Source organism: Pseudomonas sp. MS646 (assembly GCF_036693845.1).
GTDB lineage: Bacteria > Pseudomonadota > Gammaproteobacteria > Pseudomonadales > Pseudomonadaceae > Aquipseudomonas > Aquipseudomonas chlororaphis_E.
This window is the reverse complement of record NZ_CP144763.1, coordinates 840,355-861,406: the sequence shown is the minus strand read 5'-3', so window position 1 is coordinate 861,406 and position 21,052 is coordinate 840,355. Positions and strand designations below refer to the sequence as shown.

At 54.1% G+C, this 21,052-nt stretch carries 17 protein-coding genes; 9 read left to right on the top strand and 8 right to left on the bottom strand.

From position 1 onward, the window contains the following. Window positions 1-177: 177 nt before the first annotated feature. On the top strand, window positions 178-1,434 hold the full coding sequence (locus V3H56_RS03645) for an integrase domain-containing protein (RefSeq protein WP_338474234.1): 1,257 nt from the start codon (window positions 178-180) through the stop codon (window positions 1,432-1,434). Between the two features lie 166 nt (window positions 1,435-1,600). Here V3H56_RS03645 and V3H56_RS03640 read toward each other — a convergent pair whose 3' ends face one another. From V3H56_RS03640 to V3H56_RS03620, 5 genes are all read right to left on the bottom strand, one after another. Next, entirely contained in the window at window positions 1,601-1,870 is a 270-nt protein-coding gene (locus tag V3H56_RS03640; protein ID WP_338474233.1) for a hypothetical protein, read from the bottom strand. Then, window positions 1,867-2,847, bottom strand: coding sequence for an integrase domain-containing protein (locus tag V3H56_RS03635; RefSeq protein WP_338474770.1), 981 nt, complete (start codon window positions 2,845-2,847; stop codon window positions 1,867-1,869). Before V3H56_RS03635 ends, V3H56_RS03640 begins: the two co-directional genes overlap by 4 nt. After that, window positions 2,831-3,184, bottom strand: coding sequence for a hypothetical protein (locus V3H56_RS03630; RefSeq protein ID WP_338474232.1), 354 nt, complete (start codon window positions 3,182-3,184; stop codon window positions 2,831-2,833). Before V3H56_RS03630 ends, V3H56_RS03635 begins: the two co-directional genes overlap by 17 nt. Next, entirely contained in the window at window positions 3,171-4,577 is a 1,407-nt protein-coding gene (locus tag V3H56_RS03625) for a YfjI family protein (RefSeq protein WP_338474231.1), read from the bottom strand. The genes V3H56_RS03630 and V3H56_RS03625 overlap by 14 nt, the downstream gene beginning before the upstream one ends. 1,067 nt (window positions 4,578-5,644) lie before the next feature. Continuing rightward, window positions 5,645-6,181, bottom strand: a complete 537-nt coding sequence (locus V3H56_RS03620) for a LasR-specific antiactivator QslA (protein ID WP_338474230.1) — start codon at window positions 6,179-6,181, stop codon at window positions 5,645-5,647. A gap of 716 nt (window positions 6,182-6,897) precedes the next feature. Between V3H56_RS03620 and V3H56_RS03615 the strand changes: the two genes are divergently transcribed. From V3H56_RS03615 to V3H56_RS03595, 5 genes are read left to right on the top strand one after another with little or no spacing between them, the layout of a single operon-like run. Continuing rightward, window positions 6,898-8,061 (top strand): Fic family protein, encoded by a 1,164-nt coding sequence (locus V3H56_RS03615; RefSeq protein WP_338474229.1) that lies wholly within the window; start codon window positions 6,898-6,900, stop codon window positions 8,059-8,061. Continuing rightward, window positions 8,058-9,536, top strand: a complete 1,479-nt coding sequence (locus tag V3H56_RS03610; RefSeq protein ID WP_338474228.1) for an N-6 DNA methylase — start codon at window positions 8,058-8,060, stop codon at window positions 9,534-9,536. The genes V3H56_RS03615 and V3H56_RS03610 overlap by 4 nt, the downstream gene beginning before the upstream one ends. Next, on the top strand, window positions 9,529-11,124 hold the full coding sequence (locus tag V3H56_RS03605) for a restriction endonuclease subunit S (protein WP_338474227.1): 1,596 nt from the start codon (window positions 9,529-9,531) through the stop codon (window positions 11,122-11,124). The genes V3H56_RS03610 and V3H56_RS03605 overlap by 8 nt, the downstream gene beginning before the upstream one ends. Before the next feature lie 18 nt (window positions 11,125-11,142). Then, window positions 11,143-12,792 (top strand): AAA family ATPase, encoded by a 1,650-nt coding sequence (locus V3H56_RS03600; protein ID WP_338474226.1) that lies wholly within the window; start codon window positions 11,143-11,145, stop codon window positions 12,790-12,792. Continuing rightward, complete coding sequence (locus tag V3H56_RS03595; protein WP_338474225.1) at window positions 12,789-13,634, top strand: hypothetical protein; 846 nt, start codon at window positions 12,789-12,791, stop codon at window positions 13,632-13,634. Before V3H56_RS03600 ends, V3H56_RS03595 begins: the two co-directional genes overlap by 4 nt. A gap of 1,192 nt (window positions 13,635-14,826) precedes the next feature. On the opposite strand, the gene V3H56_RS03590 is transcribed toward V3H56_RS03595, so the two are convergent. From V3H56_RS03590 to V3H56_RS03580, 3 genes are all read right to left on the bottom strand, one after another. Next, on the bottom strand, window positions 14,827-15,765 hold the full coding sequence (locus tag V3H56_RS03590) for an AraC family transcriptional regulator (RefSeq protein WP_123578273.1): 939 nt from the start codon (window positions 15,763-15,765) through the stop codon (window positions 14,827-14,829). A 23-nt stretch (window positions 15,766-15,788) separates the two neighbouring features. After that, window positions 15,789-16,622: an oxidoreductase gene (locus V3H56_RS03585; RefSeq protein WP_338474224.1), complete on the bottom strand. Its 834-nt coding sequence runs from the start codon at window positions 16,620-16,622 to the stop codon at window positions 15,789-15,791. A 162-nt stretch (window positions 16,623-16,784) separates the two neighbouring features. Continuing rightward, a complete protein-coding gene (locus V3H56_RS03580) occupies window positions 16,785-18,320 on the bottom strand; it encodes an MFS transporter (protein ID WP_338474223.1) in 1,536 nt (511 codons plus the stop codon). A gap of 144 nt (window positions 18,321-18,464) precedes the next feature. Here V3H56_RS03580 and V3H56_RS03575 point away from each other — a divergent pair, with 144 nt between their 5' ends. The 3 genes from V3H56_RS03575 (at window position 18,465) to V3H56_RS03565 (ending at window position 20,997) form a co-directional block, all read left to right on the top strand. Continuing rightward, a complete protein-coding gene (locus V3H56_RS03575) occupies window positions 18,465-19,388 on the top strand; it encodes a LysR family transcriptional regulator (protein ID WP_047738397.1) in 924 nt (307 codons plus the stop codon). Between the two features lie 126 nt (window positions 19,389-19,514). Further along, window positions 19,515-20,030 carry a sigma-70 family RNA polymerase sigma factor gene (locus tag V3H56_RS03570; protein WP_042728200.1) on the top strand — a complete coding sequence of 172 codons (516 nt, stop codon included), beginning with the start codon at window positions 19,515-19,517 and terminating at the stop codon, window positions 20,028-20,030. Next, complete coding sequence (locus V3H56_RS03565; protein WP_047738399.1) at window positions 20,017-20,997, top strand: DUF4880 domain-containing protein; 981 nt, start codon at window positions 20,017-20,019, stop codon at window positions 20,995-20,997. Before V3H56_RS03570 ends, V3H56_RS03565 begins: the two co-directional genes overlap by 14 nt. Window positions 20,998-21,052 lie beyond the last annotated feature (55 nt).

Here is a 21,052-nt window from a genome sequence, read left to right as displayed (position 1 = left end):
CTAAAGACGTCCATGGACGTCTTTTTTTGTGCCTGAAATCCAGGTAAATCAAGGGGTTCAGGGCTACTGGCTTCCGTAGAAGAATTTTGAGTTCCAGGCGTTTTGGTATCCCATTTGGTATCCCGGACCCACCGGTGCTATTTTTGGGATACCAAAACGGTGTCGGAGGTAGCTCTCATGCCTACTAATGCAACCCGCCTATCAGACCGCCAGCTCAAGGCAGTCAAGGCAACAGGAAAAGACTTCGTTCTCACTGACGGCGACGGCCTGCAGCTTCGAGTACGCGCCAGCGGCTCGATGATGTGGAATTTCAATTACCGCGAGCCGTTAACCAGAAGCCGTCTTAATATGGCGCTCGGTCCATACCCCGACCTCTCGCTAGCCAACGCCCGGAAGAAAGCAGCAGAGGCGCGTGAGCTGCTCGCTTTGGGCATTGATCCCAAAACCCAGCGTGATGAGGTAAGGCAAGCCAAACTTGCTGAGACTGAACACACTTTCGAGAAGGTGGCCACCGCCTGGTTCGAGCTGAAGAAAGACTCCGTAACCAAAGCCTACGCCGAAGACATTTGGAGATCGCTGACGCTCCATGTGTTCCCAAGCATGAAAACAACGCCTCTCTCTCAAATCACTGCTCCGATGGTTATCAAGATCCTTCGCCCAATCGAGGCCAAAGGGAGTCTCGAAACCGTGAAACGATTGAGTCAACGACTCAACGAGATCATGACCTACGGGGTAAACTCCGGGCTGATATTTGCGAACCCCCTCAATGGAATTCGGGCGGTGTTCAAGAAACCCAAGAAAGAGAACATGGCTGCGCTGCCACCTGAGGAGCTTCCCGAGCTCATGATGGAAATCGCGAATGCCAGCATCAAGCGCACGACCCGCTGCCTGATCGAATGGCAGTTGCACACGATGACCCGCCCCGCCGAAGCAGCCACCACACGATGGGCAGATATCGACTTTGACAAGCGCATTTGGACCATTCCGCCAGAGCGCATGAAAAAGCGGCGCCCGCACACAATCCCCCTCACCGATCAGGCACTTTCGTTACTGGAAACGCTCAAGCAACTAAGTGGTAACAGAGAGTACGTGTTCCCCTCAGATAGAAACCCCCGCACCCATGCCAATAGCCAGACCGCCAACATGGCGTTGAAGCGCATGGGCTTTCAGGACCGTCTAGTCAGCCACGGCTTGCGCTCGATGGCGAGCACCATCCTCAATGAGCATGGCTGGGATCCGGAACTGATCGAGGTCGCGCTGGCGCATGTCGACAAGGACGAAGTTCGTAGCGCCTACAACAGGACTGACTACATCGAACGCCGGCGTCCGATGATGGCTTGGTGGAGTGAATACATCCAGAACGCGGCCACCGGCAGCCTGTCGGCATCGGCTATCAATCAAACCAGAGACCGCAACGTCGTACCGATTCGCTGAACATCCAAAAGGTACGCGGCACCGGCTACGATTCGTGTCGTGTAGTAGGGTGAAAGGAGTGACGACAGTTGCCAGATCTTTGGTATGCCTGCGCTTTTTCAGCCAAGCCCCTGAGTATGGGAAGGCTCCGCATTCCCATACTCAGGGGCTCACGCTTAAAGGTCTATCAGGCAACCACGGTTTTTGCCTTTCTACGGCGGATCATCCCTGCTGTTAACTCGTAGTAATAGATGGTAGCTGGAGCTGAGCATCGCAAATAGTGCTCCAGAAACCATCTCACGTGCTTCTCTCTCCAGGACCAGGGAGTCGCGCAACCCCAGCGTTCACGAATCACCTCGTGCATCCTTTCTGCTTGCCTGATGTGCCGCTGCTGCGTGGCATGTGCACCTTTGAGCACGGGGCGCAGGAACAACGCTATGTCGAACTCGGCCGTCATCGCCGGCCTCCGATGTAGGCACTCACCACATCGATGCGGTTATGTCCCAACTCGTGGCTGATCTGCTTACGGGCTAGCTGATCGAGTGCTCGATCCTCTTGATGAACACGACCACCATTAGCGGGTGCAGGAAAGCCGATTAGTTGCTCATAACGCTCACAGGAGTAAGCCGCCCGCAGCTCATGAAAGCCTTTCAATCCATGTTCATGCAGGAGGTCCCGTGCCGGTCGCACAACTGATTGCATAAACTCTTTGTAGCTCTCGTTGGGAGCCAACAGGTTCCGACTGCCGCTGGGTGAAGCCTCCCAGGCCCTATCCAAGGCGCCACGGATTTGATCAGTGACCGCGATCCAGCGCGGTGCTGACGCGCCTGATCGACCACCTTTGGTGCCGTCTTGGATGTTGATCTTGCCCAGTTGCCCGGCCTCACGTTGCAGTCGGGGCAGGTCAGCCAAGATCGCTTCACGCAGGCGCATACCAGTCTCCCGAGCCAGATGCACAATTGCGGTCACTCGTTGCTGACCTAGCTCTGACAGTGCGCGTGCGATCAACTCGATCTGAGCACGATCTTGGCCTTGCGGTGCCTCCCCGCGCACGTTTGAGCGCTGCATACCCAGCGCCTTGCTCGGACTGGGGATTTTGACGTACTGATCACCGCGCAGCGCAGCCATCGTTCGGTTCACGCTTGACAGTCGGTTCTGCGCGGTGGCGATGCCGACGTTGCCCTGGTCAACCTGCTGCCTCATATGGGCGGCGTACCGCATGAGGATCTCGCGGTCGATCTGACGCGCGTCATTGAGCCTCGGCCCTTCCTCGGATCGACACCAATTCACGAAGGCCTGCCACCGATCGCTATGGGCTTTGACGGTAGCAAAATGGCCGTCGCCAAACAGATCTTTCAGGGCTTGCGGTCCGGCATAGCTGAGCTGGCGACCGAAGCCGAAATTGCGCCCCGCTCGCTTACCGGCGCGAACCATTTTTCTGTTCCTGATCGACTGCAGCGAGCTCATGTAGAAGGGCTTGCCAGTGTGCACTCACAATAGCGAACTGGGCCCAATCAGTTGGACGGAAACAAAGCGTGTTGTTGACGACGTAGAGTTGCGCGTCCTGCTCTTCCAACCATTGGATGATGGCTGCCGTCGAGGCAATAGTTTTGTAGGTAGTGGCGACAGCGGCGACAGCGGCGACACCCCTTGTCCTGGCTAGCTTTGAACGTGGCGACAAAGTGGCGACAGTAGCGGCGACAAATCGCGCATTCGGCCCCTTTTGGCGCTGAGCCAGATGGTTGCGTAGGGCTTCATCAATATTGAACATGGCGCACCTCGAAGGTGTGGCCGTCAGTGATGAGCCACTGATGATCAATCAATTCGACCAACAGCTTGGCGGTATGACGACTGCTCTTACGGGCAAAGCGGGGACCGTTGCGATTCAATTCACGAATACTGAAACGCTTCCAATCTTTGACCTGTAACCATCGCAGCAACCGGTCCGCCTCTTCCTTTACCCGACACACTGCCTCCTGCTCAGTCAGGCGCTGGATCTCGGAGAGGTAGTAGCCGACTAAAGCGGAGGCCCGTTGGATATGGTCGACCTCCACGACGCTGCTCTCCTCCACAACTGCAAGAATGCCGGCGACGCGCAGCAGGTTATCGGCGGCCTTTGATCCGCTGGGCCGTACGCTGGCCAGTTCGCCAAACTCCCCCAGCTGAGCTTCGATAGCATCGTGCAAATCAATCCAGCGACGACGCGCCAGCGGACTGAGACTCAACTTTGACAGCTGCAAGGCTCCGTCAGCGGAAAGTGACCAAGGCTGATAAAACAGAGCCGAAAGCCGGTGATGATAGCGCTTGAGGGCGGCGTCTTTGGACAAGTCGACAGCCTGGTAGCTACGTTGCCCGGCTAGACTGGTTGGCCAGGTCATCAAGCAGCGCCCTAGAATGCCTTGCCCCTGCAGCAACGGGTCACTGAGTAACTGCATGGCCAAATACGGTTGCAGCATCAGGTGCAGGCTCAGGCGTCGGTCATATGCTCGTAGGCTTTCGCCTGCCATAGAGCGAGCACGATCAATCGGGCTACCGTCCCAGAGCAACGACAAGGTCGTGACCGCTTTCAAACGGTTGTCCCGACTCATGGTGCTGCTGCCAAGGAATTGTCCGCCTTCGTCACAGAACAGCCCCATGCTCGGTAAGTCATGGCAGAGCCCCTTGATCAGGGCCTCGATCGTCGGGTCTGTGGTGATCAGCCTAGGGGCCGAAGGCTCCGCTTCGAGCGGTACGCTGTTTGTGGGGGTGGGATCGGTAGGATTGATACGCTGCGCTTGTCGCTGTGCGGCACGGTACCGGGAGAGCTGTTCACGATAATGTTGCCACTGTTCACGCTCCCATTGGCGCGCTGGCAGCAGTGCGGATCGGTCTGCCGCGGTCTTGCGATCACCGGACGCAGCCACCGTGATCAGGTACAACGACAGGGGATAATGTCTCCCGTCGAGTTGTAAGCCCGCATGACCTTGAGTGGCTAGGGCCGAGGCGGCCAACACCGATTGCGCGGCCAGTGCTTGGGGCACGCCGATGACCTCGGCCATGCGCTCAACCGCAGGCCCAAGAATTCCACCGAGTGCCTGCACCGGATAAGGCTGGGGCACGTGGCTCGACTCAATCAACGGTCGAGGTGGTCGTGGTAGTTCAAGCTTCGGATCTAACTGCTGCATGGGCCCTCTCCTCGATCATTACTGGTTGTCCTCACATAGTCCCGCCACGGCTGTTGAGTGTTATCAGGGATCAAGGCCCCTGCGGCCTGTGAGGTGTTCACTGACGCGGAACGAACGGCTCCTTACAACCGGGAGCAAGGGCATAAACCTATGAATCTGGCCTCCTTAGACGCATCCGAAGATGCGGGCGGGTGGAGGTTGCGCCGACTGACGAGTTCGGCACCTGGAGATCCTGGGTGGGAGAAGGCAACAACATCGACACCTGGGGGCATGCCTGACTGTCAGTCAGGTGCGGCCTGTCCATTGGCTGCGGCACCGGTGCCTGTGTCGTTGCGGATGGCGACGAATCGGAGTTGTCAGGCCGATTGTCACGAGGAGAGTTGCCGCAATGCCATGTACGACGTGGCTTGCAGCAGTGGTACGAGCGCCCGTCTCTTTCCAGGAGAAAGAGACGGGCGCGGATTGGCGCAGCGAAGCGTGCCGAAAGGTGAGGTTGCTGCAGTGCAGCGAGGAAGGTCCATCGTCTGCCGCAGTGGGCAGATTAGTCGAGTAGGCATCCATCACTCTTGGGAGTGACCGTGCGAGCCGCCGGACGCTAATCGCACTTCGGAAGAACCACCACACAAGTGGCGTAGCCTTAAAGGTTCTGGCTACCTGGGCTGGTGCTGTCAACGACAGCGATCCGTGCGCCAATTTTTATACCCACTCGAAAAGGCGGTCAAGCGTCCCTGCCGAAGTGCTCAGAAAGTGGCGACTGTCGCCAATTTTGTCGCCATGCTCCAGGCCACGTTATACGTGGGTTGTCGCCGGCGTCGCCGCTGTCGCTACACCTACATCCATGCCAAACGAAAAGATTCGCACATACACTGAAATGGCGCTGCGCTTGATAAAGATTGCAGGGAATTACTGACGGGTGAAAGCAAGCGTGGCGTTCGTCAAATTTGAAAATGGGGGGGAACGCAACGGCCTCGAAAAAAAAGCGAGTGAACCCTCCGATCGGCGCGATCAAAGATCGCTTGATCGGAGGGTTTGGCGGGAAAAGCAAATCTCAAACGTCAATTACAGACTCAGGCATCAAAGCGGGTTGATTGAGAAGTGACGGCCTCACGTCGCATGATCAGCGTCTGCTGCAACCGCAGCAAAAAACCTGCTTCAAATGCGTCTTGTGGATCACCTGGACGATGGCGTTTTCGGTTCTGAGATAGCGCCCACCATAGCGGTAATGATGAGCCTTCAAGCCAAGTCTCTGCACAACGAACACCCACCTTTACTACCGGAGCGAACTCATCACCCCACGGTGTTTGGATCGCGGGGGCCCCTTCAGCGGACGGGACAGTGACATACTCGTGGATCTGTTGATGAACGCTTTGAGCTGGAATGCCAGTTAGACTCCGGAACGCCTTGTCGTACAATACGGCAGCGTCATCCAACAGCTCAACTGCCAGCTCAACGTCTTGCGGAAAATGAAGCAGAATACTCTGGGCTCCGTTAAGCCGGAGAGTGGCAGCCTGCCGCAGTTTAATCGCTGAACCTTCAGGGGTAAGCGATGCAGTATCGATGGTGTTGGGTTTGGGTAGGCTGATTAGAAGCGAGAGATCAAACATCACGGAACCCTCCGGAATAGTTTGCACCTTGAATCAAATCGCCAGGGAGGCGCACGAGCTTAAAAGGGGGGCATGCCATTTTCCTTATCTCCTCGGACAAGTAAAAACTGCCATCAACCGTTGTCACGCGGTTGGGTGGCAGACCGTACGGGGGTGACAAACCGGCGTCCGAGGGTACCGGCCAGGCGTAAGCCTGCCCCGCACGATCCGCCATAGAAAAGCAGCAGCTAAGCCTGTGTTAGCACTTGCTAGTAGCTATGGCGCCATGCGCCTCGAACAATTCAGGTTGTCACACCCGGTCGCGGGATTGACCACGACGGAGCAAAGCGTAAATGTGAAGTCGCGACAACACAAGCTTGCAGTGTCAATAAGCCCTGCATCCGAAGCTGTCGGCCCACCGCTGGCGCTCCACGTTTCCTGTCTCCCTTCCTATTGTTTCTGGGTACCCCCGCTGCATCATTGGAAGGATGGCTTGCCACGACAGCTTTGGAAAAATACGGATGCATGACCTTAGCTTTGCCGGATGGTACGAGACATTGATCTATATGGGAGGTGAGAAATGGCCTTCGAGTAAAGCTGAGTTCGAGAGCGAATCGTTAAATTGTTTATCGGCAGCTTTACCTAACCTAGACAAGAGACAGAGCAAACCGCATAATCGGCTCATGTCACGAGCCAAATAAAGAGAGTCAATTTGACTCACATGAGACTCTTTCCCTATGCACAATGCTGACTGGATTTGGCAGCACCCCGACTGGCCGAAATTTACCTGGCAGTCGGAACGATTGTCACCATTGTTGCGATCCTGTATCGAAACGCAAGGCCGGCTACTGGGTATAGTTGGTGCCGTTGATAGCGTTGCAGTAACACAAAATAGTATTGACGCGATGTTGCAGAATATAGTTTCTTCATTTGCCATCGAAGGCGAGCTAATTAATGTAGAATCTGTGCGCTCTTCATTAGCTTACCGTCTTGGAATAGTTGGAGAGAACAATCCAGGTTCTCGCAGTGAGAACCTAGTGGCATTGCTGATGGACGCCATAAGTGGTGATGATCAACCATTGAATGAGCAACGCCTATTTGCTTGGCATAGTTGGTTATTTACCCGAGATGATTTTTCGCTCGTTGGGTGCGAAAAAATTGGCCAACTACGCGGTGAGGGGCCGATGCAGGTTATATCCGGCCGCTTGGATTGCCCGACCGTGCATTTCGAAGCTCCCCCTCGTACAAATCTAGAGAAACAACTAGCTGATTTTTTGGATTGGCTAGAAACCAGCCAAAAAGATCTATCTCTGGATCCTCTTCTTCGAGCAGGAATCGCTCATTTTTGGTTTGTCACTTTACATCCGTTTGAGGATGGTAACGGCCGTTTGGCCCGAATTGTTACTGACATGGCTCTCGCACAGGGCGGAAGTAACGCTATTCGCCACTACGCTATGGCGTCTAGCATACTCAGTAATCGCGCTGGTTATTACCAAGTTTTAGAAACTCGGCAAAAAGGTGATTTGAACATTACAGATTGGCTAGAGTGGTTTCTCGCTACCCTTCTGCACAGTTTGGATCAGGCGTTATCACATTTAGACAGTATCTTAGCCAAGACCCGCTTTTGGGAGGCATACCGTGAGGCCGGATTATCCTCGGAGCAAATAAAAGTGCTTAATCGCCTACTTGATGGCGGCGAGAAAGGATTCGAGGCCGGAATCAGCGCAGCTCAGTACCAAGCCTTATCCAAAGTATCTAAAGCTACTGCTACGCGTCACTTAAGCGATCTGCTTGAGAAGGGCTGCTTGCGACGTCTGCCCGGCGGAGGACGAAGCACCCGTTACCAGATAAACCAGCCTGGCAGCACATGCTGCCCGACACTTACATTGAGTAATGCATGACTAACATCGACATCGTCCATAAACTCTGGAGCCTGTGCGACGTACTGCGCGATGATGGCATCAATTACAGCGATTATGTGACAGAGCTCGTTCTGCTGTTGTTTATAAAAATGGAGTATGAACAGGTACAGAACAACTTAAACTTTGAGCATAAATTGCCAGTTGGCTGCCGCTGGACAGATCTCACCGACAAAGTCGGTTTGCTTCGTCTAAATCACTATAGACAGATGCTAACGGATTTGGGCGCGAGTTCCGACCCAATGATCGCTGCTATATACTCAGAAGCCCAAACTCGCCTCATTGAACCACACCATTTCGACCAGTTAATTAAGAATCTCGACGCAATCGACTGGTTCAGTGCTCGCCAGGATGGCCTTGGTGATCTTTATGAGGGTCTACTTGCAAAGAATGCAAGTGAAACCAAATCAGGCGCTGGACAATACTTCACTACACGCCCACTAATCGATAGCATTATCCGCGTTATAAAGCCCCGAGCAGGTGAGGTGATCCAAGATCCCGCAGCCGGAACAGCCGGCTTTTTGATTGCAGCCGATGCTTATATCAAGCAAAACAGCAACGATCATGCAGATTTGGACGAGCGGGGTCGCCATTTCCAGCGCAACGACGCTTTTATCGGTATTGAATTAGTTCCCGGCACCCGTCGCCTTGCACTGATGAATTGCTTACTACATGGTATCGAAGGTAACAGCGAAGGAGTTATACGACTAGGAAATACCCTCGGCCAGGCTGGAGTAAACTTACCCAAGGCTGATCTAATTCTTTCCAACCCTCCTTTTGGTACTGCCAAGGGCGGTGGCGGCCCTATACGGGATGACCTTACTCATAAGACAAGTAACAAGCAACTAGCGTTTCTTCAGCACATTTATCATGGGCTCAAGGCCGGTGGGCGAGCCGCAGTTGTGGTTCCAGATAATGTCCTGTTCGACGCTGGTGTCGGTACCGAAGTACGTCGCGAACTAATGGACAAGTGCAATCTGCATACCATCCTCAGACTGCCCACAGGCATTTTCTATGCACAAGGTGTCAAAACCAACGTTCTATTTTTTCAGAAAGGAAGTGCCGAGAATCCCAAGCAACAAGAAGGCTCCACTCAGCGAGTATGGGTGTACAACTTACGCAGTAATATGCCTAGTTTTGGGAAGCGTACAACCTTTGGGGCATATCACCTCCAGCCTTTCGAAGACGCATACGGAGATGACCCAAATGGAAATAGTCAAAGGGCAGAAAATGTAGAAGGCATTGGTGATTTAAGTCGTTTTCGAGTATTTACTCGCGAGGAAATCAGGGAGCGAGGTGATTCATTGGACATTAGTTGGTTAAAGGATACGGACAGTCTTAATTCGGTTGATCTACCCACGCCAGAAATACTCGCTAGCGAAATTATGACTGAGCTTACTGAAGCCCTCCATGACCTCGAGCAACTGATGCAAGAGCTGGAGGCGGGGTATGACTGAATTCCCAGCTTCTTGGCTCCAAGTGACTCTTGGGGATGTGATCAACTATGGAAATACTACTACCGTTCAACCTCGGGACATGGATTTATCAGCTCTGCTAATTGAGCTTGAAGACGTCGAGCGTGATACATCCAGACTAATAGATACTAAAACCGTAAAGGAACGCGCCCCGAAGAGCTCTAAAAATAAGTTTACAGCAGGGCAGATTCTTTACGGAAAATTACGACCATACTTGAATAAAGTTCTTAAGGTAGACCAGGATGGTTATTGCTCAAGCGAAATAATTACCATATCGCCCGGATTTCTTGATCGTGGCTATCTGTTTTACTCGCTAAAGTCGCCGTCATTTCTCGAGTATGTAAAAGAGGCATCTCATGGCATGGGTATGCCACGCTTAGGGACACCTAAGGCAAAAGCAGCTCCTTTTGTTTTACCTCCTCTTCATGAGCAAATTTATATTGCCAAGAAGGTAGATGGCTTAATTGCTCGTGTTAGCATGCTTAAAGCCAGAATTGACGCGATTCCTGTCCAAATTAAAAAATTCCGCCAATCTGTCTTCACAGCCGCGGTCTCTGGCCGACTCACAGAGAACTGGTCAACAGCTAGCCGTTCTGCTTGGTCTTACAAGAAAGCAATGGATATTTGCGAGAAAGTTCAAAGTGGCGGTACGCCAAAAACTGGATTCACCCAAAGCGGCATTCCATTCTTAAAGGTCTATAATATCGTTGATCAAAAAATTGATTTCGAATATAGGTCACAATTTATTGAAGAATCTATACACAAAACCTCATCCTCAAAGTCAATAGCATTACCTGGCGATGTAGTTATGAACATTGTAGGCCCACCACTCGGTAAGATTGCAGTGATTCCAGATTCTTATCCAGAGTGGAACCTTAACCAGGCAATTGCGCTATTCCGGCCGAGTAAAGAAATTATTTCTGGCTGGATTAATATTGTGCTCGAGGGAGGAGACAATCTAAAAAACATAATGCATGAAACAAAGGGGTCGGCCGGACAGATAAACATCTCACTATCTCAGTGTCGAAATTTCTTATTTCCTGTCCCATCTCTTGAAGAGCAAAAGGAGATAGTTCGACGTGCTGAAAAACTTCTCGCTTTTGCCGATCGGTTCGAAGCAAAAGTATTTGAAGCACAAGCGCATGTTGACCGTTTGCCACAAAGCATTTTGATGCTAGCTTTCAGCGGCGAACTCACAGCTGACTGGCGCGCGGCGAATCCAGACTTAGTTAATGGGGAAAATAGCGCACAGACACTACTGGAAAAAATAGAAGCTGAGCGCAAGGCTTTGTCCAAGCCGTCAACTCCAAAGAAAAATGGTACGAGAAAAATGAAAGATAAGATCGTAAGCGATCAGCCCATTAAAGTTGTAGATGCGCTTAAAAAATCTGGCAAACCTTTAAGCGGTCAGCAACTTTTGAGTGCTGCTGGCTACCCCCGCGATAGTAACGTTGAGCAACTCGAACAGTTTTTTTTGGATATCCGATCTGCCTTGAATTTGCAGCAAATCGTCAAGCAATATCGGGATAACGACGGCCAAGACTGGTTCGCCTTGAAAGAGACGGAATAAAATTGCTAGGGAAGGCTCATGAAAGTCGATAAGCTACATATTCGGTCACGCTTCAAAAACCTAGAAAATGTTCTTGTTGAGTTTGATGAGAACAACCTGATGACTGTTATTGTTGGACGTAACGGTTCCGGCAAATCCAACGTATTGGAAGCTTTAGTATCGATTTTTCGAAATCTGGACTTGGGCGAAGCTCCCCCGTTCTCCTATCATCTAGTCTATCGGCTCGGACAACAACCTCACGAGAATAGCCCCAGTGATAATTGGTTAGAGGTAACCATTGACGGAGAACCAAATCGGGGCACGCTTGCCAAACAATATGAGGTTAAAGTCGTAGATCTTCTAACTCTTGACTCCTCGAAATTGCTCGGTGAAGCAGTTGGTTTAACCGTTCCATTTTCCAAGGTAAAAAGAGATAAGGATGGTAATGCCCCTTATCTTCCTAAGTATGTGTTTGCTTATTACTCCGGCCCTAGCGATAGACTTGAAAAATACTTTCATAGACACCGTGCAAATTTTTATAAAAGGTTGCTCGAGAGTAAAGTTGACCTCAAGGGTGATATCCGGCCGCTATTCTATGCCAAGCCTAACCATAGTCAGTTTGTATTGCTTGCTTTTTTTCTTGCTGAAAAAAGTGAAACTCAAAGTAATTTTCTTCGAGAGCATCTAGGTATCGAAGGGCTAGACAGCATTCATTTTGTTATGAGACGTGCAGCATGGACTCAGTCAGATAAAAAGAAAGAGCTTTTCTGGGGCGCATTTGGTGTCGTAAGAAAATTTCTAGATGCTCTATATCCCCATGTAATAGCTCCGGTAAAGGTTGAGCGAAACGAAGGGATGACCTTAACGGGGAAGGGAAATAAAAATGAGTTTTTTCATTTATTCTTGCCGAACTTGGATTCATTACGCGAATTTGCTGAAGGGTTGACAGCAGCTGAGCTATTTAAAATGCTGGAAAGCACGCTTCTCTCTGAAATAATTTCAGAAGTCAGTATACGCGTCAAAGTTTCTAGTAGTAATGAAGCGTTAACTTTTCGTGAGCTTAGCGAAGGTGAGCAGCAATTATTAACAGTGCTAGGCTTGTTAAGATTTACAGGCGGTAAAGATTCATTGTTTTTATTGGATGAGCCCGACACCCACTTAAACCCTTCTTGGGCCATAAAGTACCTCCAATTTTTACGAGAATTTGTACCCAATCACGAAACTAGTCATTTGCTTATGGTCACACACCATCCGCTAGCAATAGCGGAGCTTAAAAGACAACAAGTCCAAGTGATGTGGCGGGATGACAATTACAGGGTCCATTCAAGGGAGCCATATGTAGATCCTCGTGGCATTGGATTTATGTCAACTTTAACGGAGATCTTTGGGCTAAATACAACGCTAGACCTAGAGACTCAAAAGCTTGTAGATGATCGTAATGAACTGGCTCATATTCAATTACGGTCCCCTGATCAAGATGATGCTCTAGCCGTCCTTAATGATGAACTTAATCGCTTGGGATTTTCCTTCGAAAACAGGGAGCCACTTTATAATGAGTTTCTTTTGGCTTGGCAGGACTTGCGATATGCTGAAAAACCACCGTTAACGCCTGACAAAGCTGCGAGAAGGCGCGAAGCAATGAAAAAGGTTATTACCGCTCTATTAGAAAAAGAGGTTCTGAGCAAATGATTTATATCAATAGAAATGCTGATATTATTCCTCAGAAAGTTCTTGATGTCGCTTCGCGTGCACAGATAAAGCTGGAGCAACTACCTATAGAGGAAAGAAAAGATTATATTAAGAGCAAGTCTCACATTTGGCGTGGCTTCGCTAAGCACCTCTCAAAGATGTCGCATGGGAAATGCTGGTATTCCGAGGCAAAGGATGCGGGCGCCAATTTTGATGTAGATCATTTTCGTCCGAAGTCAGAGGCTAAACGCACTGAAGAAATTATGGACGAACACGGCTACGCATGGCTCGCCTTCAGTTGGGAAAATTTCCGGCTTTCAGCCCAGAATTGTAATCGTTTGAATAAAGATGAAGGCAATGAAGTTACCGTAGGCAAGGGAAGTTGGTTCCCTTTACTGGACGGCAGCAAAAAAGCTAGTTGGGACGACCGTTGCATTGATGATGAGTTACCGTTGTTACTTGACCCGCTGGTTAGAGGCGATCTGAACTTTATAGATTTTGATGACCGTGGACTTTTCGTTAAGAGCTTATTTTGTGTTGGTTTACCAGCGAGACGTATCAAAGAGTCAGCTATTATTTATGGGCTAAATTTCGAGCGCATGAGGGAAGCTCGATTTGCGGCAATGAAAGAGGCAAAGGAGCTTTATGAAACCATACAAATAAACGCTGAGGATCTAGATATGCTGGGCGATCAGGCTCCAATGCGAGCAATTGAACGGCAAATTGAGACACTCAAGGCGAAAACTCGTGCCGATTCAGCATTTAGCCGGGCAGTGCGCGTGCAGCTCCAAAAGCTTGGAGCATCAGATATATTCATTGATAGAGCTATGGATGCGGCTTAGATACGGTGATTGAATGCGCACGGCACCTTAGAGCCTAGCCCTTAGGTCGCCCCATTTACAATTACTGATCAAAAGTCCGTCGAGGATTTTAGGAATTAGTTTCAAATAAAGCACGAGCAACAAACACGATTTAATTACAAAGCCCCGAATATCGGCGCTATTTTAGGTATCCTAGGCTTATTTTTTTGGGTATTTTCAATATACAACTCTAATTCAGGTATAACCTTTTTAAAGGATGACTGTCATTGACCGGCGTACGGCCAACGAAAAGCTGTTGATGGCCGTGTTTTTTGCCCTAGTCTTCCAACTCGGATCAATTGCTGCCTCCTATCCTGACTGCCGCACGAAATCACTGCGAAGCAATATTTCTGGTTACATCTAGGCGGCTCAATGGAAAAACTATTCCATGATGTATTCCAATTGGTATTCCAATCAAAATACAAAATTCATATTTAACTCAATAATCAATAACCTAGAGGACCGATTCAGATTACCCCGGCCCCCCATTTCATCATCTAAAGACCTCCACAGATGTTTGTTTTTGTGCCTGCGCTCCAGTAAATACGCGGCCTCCAGAGTCCAAGGGATTAGGCTGTGTACGAAATAGTTTGAAACGCAGGTTAGGCAAGGCAAAAACCGGCGAGGAAGCGCAGTTGACTGGTTGTCAATGAGCATTCCGAGCCGGTTTTTAACGCCGAATAACCAAGTTTCAAGCTATTTCGTACATAGCCTAAGCCCTCACAGAAGGTGACAGTTTGCAGCTCCGCGTACGCAGCGACGGCTCGGCGCTCTGGATTTCAACTACCGCGAACCGGTGCCCCAAAAGCGCATCAACATCGGCTCTGGAGCTACAAGGTCCGATTGCGACAACGGCGACAGCGGCGCTGCCCCTTTAAATTCGAGCACGCCCTCTAGCGACAGATAGGGCAACCGCCGCCATTTTTCATCCCGCTTTGCGTTTTTCAGCAAAGTCGCTGCGCATAGGAAGGCTCCGAATTCCCATACGCAGGGAATCGCTTTAACAAGACGACAAACAGCTTACCGTCCAATAACCACCACCATATTTTCGACGCCCCAGATGATGCCTGAGTACACACCAGCAGCCACTTGCAAGCTGGTAACCGTATTGAACGGCGCAATCTGCCGCGCCTCGTCGATGCGCGGCGACAGCCCTGGCCAACTCACCCGATGCCTAATGCGACGCCACATAAACCGACGCCCCCACCGGCGCCGGCAACGCATACGTCGCCTTCATCCACTGCACCTCAGCCTGAGGCGTTCGTCCGAACAGGCGCTTGAACTCACGGCTGAATTGGGAGGCGCTTTCGTAGCCCACGCTGAACGCCGCCGCCCTGGCGTTCATGGCGTTGCGCAGCATCAGCAGGCGCGCCTGGTGCAGGCGTGTCGACTTGAGGTATTGCATGGGCGAGGCGTCTGTCACGCTGCGAAAGTGCAGGTGGAAGTTGGGCACGCTCATGTTGGCTTCGCGGGCGAGAGTCTCGACATCCAGGCGCTCTGGATAGCTGCTGTGGATCTTGCGGATCGCGCGGGTGATCTGGCCGAAGTGGCCCTGACGACTCAGCGCCGCACGCATCGAGCCGCCCTGCTCGCCGGTGAGAATGCGGTAGTAGATTTCCCGCACCAGCGCTGGCCCGAGAATGTGCGCGTCACCCGGTGTGCTCATGGCTTCAAGAAAGCGCAGCGTCGAGGCGCACAAGCCCTCGTCCATGGGCGAGGCGTACATGCCCTTGGGCGGGGCATCGCTCGGGCCGAGGGCTTCGTCGACCTGCAACATCAACTCGCTCGCCAGCTGCAGGTCCAGGCGCATATACACCGCCAGCATGGGCTGCGCCTCGCTGGCGTCGGTCTCCATGGTGAACGGCACGGGAACGGACACCACCAGGTAATGCCGGGCGTCGTAGACATAGACGTCATCCCCCAGGTAACCGCGTTTGCGCCCCTGGCACAGGATGACGATACCGGGGTCATACAAGACCGGCGTGCGACTCAATGGCCGGTTCGAACGCAGGAAACGCACATCCTCCAGAGCGCTGAGGTTGTAGCCTTCCACCGGCGCCAGCCGCTCCATCAACGTCACCATGCGCGCGGTGCGCGGATCAGCCTCGGTCATCCACTTCTCCTTGCGCGGGTCGCTCAGCCGTCGGTCGAACGGGTCAGCGCTTCCCACTGATCGATCTCACTGGCCGCACGACTGAGCTTGTCGCGCACCAGGTTCAAGGCGTCGCTGCCCAGCAGCAAGTGGGCAGGCGGGGTCGGGCTGGCGATCACCTGCAACATCGCCCGCGCCGCTTTGTGCGGGTCGCCGAGTTGCCTGCCGCTCTTCTCCTGGCGCGCCTGGCGAACCGGGTCAAAACTGGCATCGTAGTCGGCAATGCTGCGCGGGGTGCGCTGCATCGAACGACCGGCCCAGTCCGTTCGAAACGAACCGGGCGCGACGGCCGTCACGAAGATGTTGAACGGTTGCAACTCCTTGCTCAGGGTATCGGAGATCCCCTCCAGGGCGAACTTACTTCCGCAGTAGTAGGTGATGCCTGGCATGGTGATGGTGCCCCCCATCGACGTGATGTTGAGGATATGCCCGGCGCGGCGCTGGCGGAAATACGGCAGGAACGCCTTGGTCACCGCCACGGCACCAAACACATTGACGTCGAACTGACGCCGCATCTCTTCCAGCGGCGACTCTTCGAAAATGCCCTCGTGGCCGTAGCCGGCATTGTTGACCAGCACATCGACCGGGCCGTGAGCAGCTTCTGTGGCGGCGACCACGCTGTCGATCAGGGCGAAGTCGGTGACATCCAAAAGAACGCCGTGGGCCCGCTCGGCAGACAGTTGCTCGAAAGCCTGCAAGGCCGCCTCGCTGCGCACGGTGCCGATGACCCGGTGCCCGACCGCCAGGGCTTCCTGGGCCAGGGCGTTGCCGAAGCCGCTGCTGACGCCGGTGATGAACAGGGTTTTTATACCATTCATGACGAACTCCCATCGGTTGGTGTGCGCCATGGTAGCCATCGGCAGGCGCCTCACCTATGCCGATTTGCCTTGCAGCATTGCCTATTCCTATCAGGCAAAGAACACCGTGGCGAACGCCAATGGCCGGCAAATTTGCCTTGGGGTCTCCAGCCCAAACATAACTTAATTCATTATCGGCATGGACTCGGTACCGACTTCGCTTTGGCGTCCCAAAAACAGAAAGACCACAGTGGCAGTGAGCAAGGTGAAGATCGCCAGCAGTTGCAGCAAGGTCTTGAAGCCTGCGGTGTAGGCCAAGCGCAGCATCGTCAAGGGGATCTGGCTGGCGCTGGTGCTGGCGTGCTGGAGATCGCCCATGACCAGCCGTTGCGCGATCGTTGAATAATCAGCGACAGGCAGCCTGACCGAGGCATTGAGGCTCAGGTGGTGCGCGACCAGCGCCGTCAGCACGGCGACAGTGATTGCCAGGGCGACGCCTTCGCTGGCCACTCGTGTCGTGTTGAAGATACCGGCGGCCATCCCGGCTCGTTCCTTGGGGATCACGCTGACCGACAAGCCATCCATCAGGCCCCAGGGCAGTCCTGTGCCGATCCCGGTCAGCAACATGGCCGCGAGGATCTGCCCGTGTTCGCCGGCCGGGATCACGCTGAGCCAGTAGAGCCCCACCGCGGCGATCACGAAACCAATGGCGCACAGCACGCCCGCGGACAACCAGCGGGTCAGCGACGCGGCGATCATGGGGATCACCAGCATCGGGGCGGACAGGGCCAACATCATTAACCCCGCTTCAAAGGCACTGGCCCCCTCCACACCGATAAACCGAAACGGCAGCAGTACGATCAAGACGATGTAGCAATAGCAGGTGCCGATCGGCAGGATCTGTACGCCGACAAAACGCGGAAACAGGAACAAGCCCAGTTCCAGCATCGGATGCTTCGCCCGATTTTCAACAATGATGAACAGCAGCAAGAAGACCGCCGCCGCGCCAAACAGGGCCTGGATGACCGGCGAACCCCAGCCCTGCTCCGGCGCCAGGATCACTGCCGTGGTGAAGGCCACCAACAGGCCGGAAAACGTCAGCACGCCGGGCGTATCCAAGCGCTGAGCCTGCGGGTCGCGGCTTTCGCGCATTTTGGGCAGCGCAAAGATCAAGGAAAGAATGGCGAGCAAGGCGGTGCAAAGAAAAATGCTGCGCCAGCCCATGGACTCGATCAGCAAACCCGATACCAACGGGCCGAAGGCCAGGCCAACGCCAAACGTGGTGCCCAGCAGGCTGAACGCACGTGTCCTGGCATGTCCGTCGAACTCTTGGGCCAGGGCCGCCGAACCGCTGGCCAACGCAGCCGCCGCGGCGATGCCTTGTACGCCACGCAAGAGGTCCAGCCAGATCATGTCGGGCACCACCGCCAACAGGATCGACACCAACGCAAACAGCGCGATACCGCACATGAACACCAGCTTACGCCCATAGAGGTCGGCGAGCGTGCCGGCCGCCATCAACAGGCTGCCAAAACTGAGCATGAAGGCGTTGGTGATCCAGGCCAGTTCGGTGGGATGGGCATCGAAGGTCTGACCAATGAACGGCGTGGCCACTGCCCCGCCGGTAAAGCTCATGGGCAATACCAGGGCTGCCAGGCAAATGGCAGCCAGGATGGAATACCGGCCCCGGGTCGGCAGCGGTTCGGTAGCTGAGTTCATGACGTCATTCCCTGCATATCTTTGAAGTAACCGTGCTGTCCAGGCTAAGGCGCGCGATCGTTTCGTACACTCTAGTTAGGATACAATCGAAGATAAACGGGCTTTTATTCCACTTATAATGAACTAAAAGGATGTAATCGATTCGTGGACAGTCTCAGTGGCGTGACCTCTTTCGTAAAAACCGCCGAGGCGCTGAGTTTTATCAGTGCCGCCAGGGCGTTGGGGATTTCCGCCTCCGCCGTGGGCAAGAACGTGGCCAAACTGGAGGCCTCGTTGAATGTGCGGCTGCTGCACCGCAGCACGCGCAAAGTCAGCCTGACAGCCGAAGGACAGCTGTTCTATGAACGCTGCCGAAAGATCCTCGACGACCTTGAAGACGCCCAGGCGATGCTGTCCCACGCCACGCAGGAGCCCCGCGGAAAGCTGCGCGTGAGCCTGCCCACCATTGGCTATCGCTTTCTGTTGCCGCACATGACGCGGTTCCGCAAGACCTATCCGGACATCGAGCTGGAGCTGGACTTCAACGATCAATTGGTGGATGTGATCGATGAGGGCTTTGACGTGGTGATTCGCAGCGGCGGCCAGGCCGACTCGAAGTTGATGGCGCGAAAGCTGGGGCCTTTCAAGTTTGTCCTGTGCGCGTCACCCGATTACTTGCAACGCAAGGGACGGCCCACCGCGATCAGCGACCTCGAACACCACGAGTGCTTGCGTTATCGATTTGTCACGACGGGCAAAATAATGGACTGGAGCATGTCTGCCGCCCCGGAGTTCGTGCAGTTGCGCCTGCCCACCGCCCTGACGCTGAACAACATGGAGGCCATGTTGATGGCCGTGGTGGATGGGCACGGAATCGCCTTTGTCCCGGACTTCCTGGCGCGCGAAGCCATCGCCCAAGGTCGCCTGGAAACGCTGCTCGATGGTCACAGCGAAGACCAGGGGCAATTCTGGGCACTGTGGCCGTCCAGTCGTCATCTTTCGCCAAAAATCCGCGTATTCGTAGACTTCGCCGCCGAGCACCTGTTTGCCAATCCACCGCTGGAGGGCCCGGGCACAGCTCGCTCGTGAAGCCTTGCCTGCTCCTAGCAGCCCGAGAACACCGTGGCGAACGCCAAAAGCCGGCAAATTTGCTCTGGCGTCTGCCGCCTGAATATAATGCGATTCATTATCAATTATGTAGTTTCCGGGATGCTGATGCGCAGCAACGACACACTGGGTGATGCCGATCTCGCGCTGCTCTACCGCAGCCACCATTCGTGGTTGCATGGCTGGCTGAGCCGGCGCATCGGTTGTCGCGAAAGCGCAGCAGACCTGGCGCAGGACACGTTCGTGCGTCTGCTCAAGTCCCGTCAATCCAGCCCTTTGCGCGAACCGCGCGCGTATCTGAGCAGCATCGCCCGCGGGCTGATGATCGATCGGTACCGCCGTCGCGAGCTCGAACGTGCCTACTTTGAAAGCCTCGCGCTGCTGCCTGCCCAAGAGGCTCCCTCTGAAGAAGAACGGCTGCTGATTCTCGACAGCCTCGAACGGATCGACCGCCTGCTTGACCTGCTCAAGCCGAGAGTGCGCGAGGCGTTTCTGCTCGCCCAGCTCGACGGTTTGACCTGCCTGCAAATCGCCGAAAAATTGGGGGTTTCCCGTTCTACGGTGGAACGCGACCTGGCCAAGGCCCTGCAACACTGCTATCGCTTGCGCTATGCCGACCAGTGAAGCCCGGGGGCTGGACCCGGCCGTGGTCGACCAGGCGATCCACTGGCTGGTGCGCCTGCGCTTCAACCCGGCCGATGAGCAAACCCAACGCACCTTCGAGCACTGGCTGGCCCAGCGGCCGGAGCATCGGTTGGCGTGGCAACGTGTCGAAGCGCTTGGCGATGACTTCGCCGGTATCCCGCCTGATCTGGCCCGGCACACCCTCAAGGGCACGCGCTCAGGCCTGCATCGGCGCCAGAGCCTGAAGCTGCTGGGCATGTTTGCCACGGCAGGCGGCGCGGCCTGGCTCAGCCGGGACTACACGCCGCTGCCGGCCCTGCTCGCCCAACAGCACAGCAAAACCGGCGAGCGCAAACGCGTCCAACTCGACGATGGCAGTCTTATCCAGCTCAACAGCGACAGTGCCGTCGACAGCGACTTCACCGCAGAAAGGCGTCTGGTGATTCTGCGGCGCGGCGAAATCATCGTGAACACCGGTGCGGATGCCGGCGCGGCGCAACCGCGTCCATTCTGGCTGCAGACCCGCGACGGGTTCATACGCACCCTCAATGCCCGCTTCCTGGCGCACGAGCGTGACGACGGCACCCTCCTCGCGGTGCAGTCGGGCGCCGTCACGGTGTTTCCCGGGTCCAGTCGAAGCCTGGCCAGCGACACCGTCCAAGCCGCCAACCAACGGTTGTTCACCGCCAAGGGCGTGGCTGAGTTCCAGGACAACGGCCTGGACCTATGGAGTTGGAGCGACGGCGTGATCAGCGCCCGCCACATGCGCCTCGATGATTTTATCGAGGCCTTGTCGCGCTATCGCCCCGGCGTGTTGCGCTGCGCCAAAGAAGTCTCGGGGCTGCGCGTTTCCGGCACTTTCCAGCTCGCCGATACCGATCAGGTACTGGCCTTGGTTGCGCAGTCATTGCAGTTGCGCATCGATTATCGAACCCACTATTGGGTGACCTTGAGCGCCGCCAGCTGAGTGACGTTCTCGTTGCGCAACCTTATCAAATAAAAATGAGGTGATTTCTCATTCT

Excerpts from the sequence above, each read along its gene's own strand:
- V3H56_RS03645 (WP_338474234.1), top strand. The coding sequence starts at position 178 with ATGCCTACTAATGCAACCCGCCTATCAGACCGCCAGCTCAAGGCAGTC.
- V3H56_RS03640 (WP_338474233.1), bottom strand. The coding sequence starts at position 1,870 with ATGACGGCCGAGTTCGACATAGCGTTGTTCCTGCGCCCCGTGCTCAAA.
- V3H56_RS03635 (WP_338474770.1), bottom strand. The coding sequence starts at position 2,847 with ATGGTTCGCGCCGGTAAGCGAGCGGGGCGCAATTTCGGCTTCGGTCGC.
- V3H56_RS03630 (WP_338474232.1), bottom strand. The coding sequence starts at position 3,184 with ATGTTCAATATTGATGAAGCCCTACGCAACCATCTGGCTCAGCGCCAA.
- V3H56_RS03625 (WP_338474231.1), bottom strand. The coding sequence starts at position 4,577 with ATGCAGCAGTTAGATCCGAAGCTTGAACTACCACGACCACCTCGACCG.
- V3H56_RS03620 (WP_338474230.1), bottom strand. The coding sequence starts at position 6,181 with ATGTTTGATCTCTCGCTTCTAATCAGCCTACCCAAACCCAACACCATC.
- V3H56_RS03615 (WP_338474229.1), top strand. The coding sequence starts at position 6,898 with ATGCACAATGCTGACTGGATTTGGCAGCACCCCGACTGGCCGAAATTT.
- V3H56_RS03610 (WP_338474228.1), top strand. The coding sequence starts at position 8,058 with ATGACTAACATCGACATCGTCCATAAACTCTGGAGCCTGTGCGACGTA.
- V3H56_RS03605 (WP_338474227.1), top strand. The coding sequence starts at position 9,529 with ATGACTGAATTCCCAGCTTCTTGGCTCCAAGTGACTCTTGGGGATGTG.
- V3H56_RS03600 (WP_338474226.1), top strand. The coding sequence starts at position 11,143 with ATGAAAGTCGATAAGCTACATATTCGGTCACGCTTCAAAAACCTAGAA.
- V3H56_RS03595 (WP_338474225.1), top strand. The coding sequence starts at position 12,789 with ATGATTTATATCAATAGAAATGCTGATATTATTCCTCAGAAAGTTCTT.
- V3H56_RS03590 (WP_123578273.1), bottom strand. The coding sequence starts at position 15,765 with ATGACCGAGGCTGATCCGCGCACCGCGCGCATGGTGACGTTGATGGAG.
- V3H56_RS03585 (WP_338474224.1), bottom strand. The coding sequence starts at position 16,622 with ATGAATGGTATAAAAACCCTGTTCATCACCGGCGTCAGCAGCGGCTTC.
- V3H56_RS03580 (WP_338474223.1), bottom strand. The coding sequence starts at position 18,320 with ATGAACTCAGCTACCGAACCGCTGCCGACCCGGGGCCGGTATTCCATC.
- V3H56_RS03570 (WP_042728200.1), top strand. The coding sequence starts at position 19,515 with ATGCGCAGCAACGACACACTGGGTGATGCCGATCTCGCGCTGCTCTAC.
- V3H56_RS03565 (WP_047738399.1), top strand. The coding sequence starts at position 20,017 with ATGCCGACCAGTGAAGCCCGGGGGCTGGACCCGGCCGTGGTCGACCAG.